This window comes from Tychonema sp. LEGE 06208 (assembly GCF_015207505.1).
GTDB lineage: Bacteria > Cyanobacteriota > Cyanobacteriia > Cyanobacteriales > Microcoleaceae > Microcoleus.
Genome location: NZ_JADEWT010000225.1, coordinates 1 through 1,347, shown reverse-complemented (window position 1 = coordinate 1,347; position 1,347 = coordinate 1). Strand labels below are relative to the sequence as shown.

Here is a 1,347-nt window from a genome sequence, read left to right as displayed (position 1 = left end):
TATAAATAGAACTTTGAGCCGTGGGCTTATTTAAGGCTAAGTTGAGCTTAGGATTGGGGCTAATATTCATGCTATTCATACTTATTTTACTGGGCATTAGTGTAACATTAATAAAAAGGTTTTGTCAATAGGCAAATGAAACAAAACTAAGTCAAGAATTATAAAAAATTTTAGTCAGACCTACTCCATGTTTAGTAAACTCCTTATGTATAAAAGCTCATAAAAGTATTGTATGAATGTTTTTTTGACAAACTTATATAGTGGTCAGAAAGATATGGACTTTGAACATACTTGCTAAGGTGAAGATAGACCAAGCTTTTTCTTTCATTGGTCATTTCATTATCATTATTATCCAGATATGCGATTAATTCATTTGCCATATTTTCCCAGTCTGTATTGTCCCAATCTTGACGAGTTTTAGCTTGATGAGTATTACCAGCAAATTCTGCACAACTCGAAAAAGTGCTACCCAGGGATGTCAATACCTTAGTACAATCGGACATAATAATCAGGTCATAAGCTGCTGCCTGGGTCATACTAAAGGACTCCGTAAACTCAGACGTTATATACAAGTTAATTTCATTGTTGTTTCGCTTGACTTCATCTACGAAGATTTGAGTTGAGTTATGACACTCAGAACACACGACAACATCTTTGAAGGCACAGTCTAAGACAAATTTAACAGCCGTCTTAATCGGTAGGAATCTGCCTACTATAGCCGCCATATCTTGATGTAAAGTGGGAATATCATCGGATAAAAGCATCTGAATAATATCTCCTCTACGGATATGAACTACAAGATAAGGCTGAGAATTTACCAGCTTTTGAAATTTTTGAATTTGATTAATGATTGAGTGATGCCAGTTTATTTTTTTCCAGTAATCTTTTACGCTGAAAGAAACTTCTTTGATTGTAGTCCCATAAGGAACTATTGGCCAAGGAAGTTCCCAGTTTATAAATTCAAATTGGGATATATTTTCAGTTTGCTTTTTACTTAAAACAAAAAAACATCCGTTCATCCGCAAACCCTGTTCTTGTTCAATTTCAAGCAATCGTTTTGTCTTCAATTTAAAAAAATCTTCTTCATTTAGTAAAGGAACGTCAATATCTTTGAATATTTTCCCACCCTCAAAAACCTCTGTGATGCTTTCGGCATTCAGGATATTTGAAGGGTAATATTTGCTGTAAATATTAATCCAAGATACATACATATTGCAACCAAAGTATTCACAGACATATCTACCTGACAAAATAGACATTAATCTTGTACCTAGTCCATCACCCCGTCGCACAACAACTCCCTTAATAATAGGAGGGGCTGATGGTAAGTTGTCTTGAGAATAAAAG

At 34.4% G+C, this 1,347-nt stretch carries 1 protein-coding gene; it reads right to left on the bottom strand.

Annotation, left to right across the window (positions count from 1 at the left end; all coding sequences use genetic code 11):
* Positions 1–203: 203 nt before the first annotated feature.
* A partial coding sequence (locus IQ263_RS28035; RefSeq protein WP_194071289.1) for a hypothetical protein occupies positions 204–1,347 on the bottom strand: 1,144 nt, incomplete at its 5' end.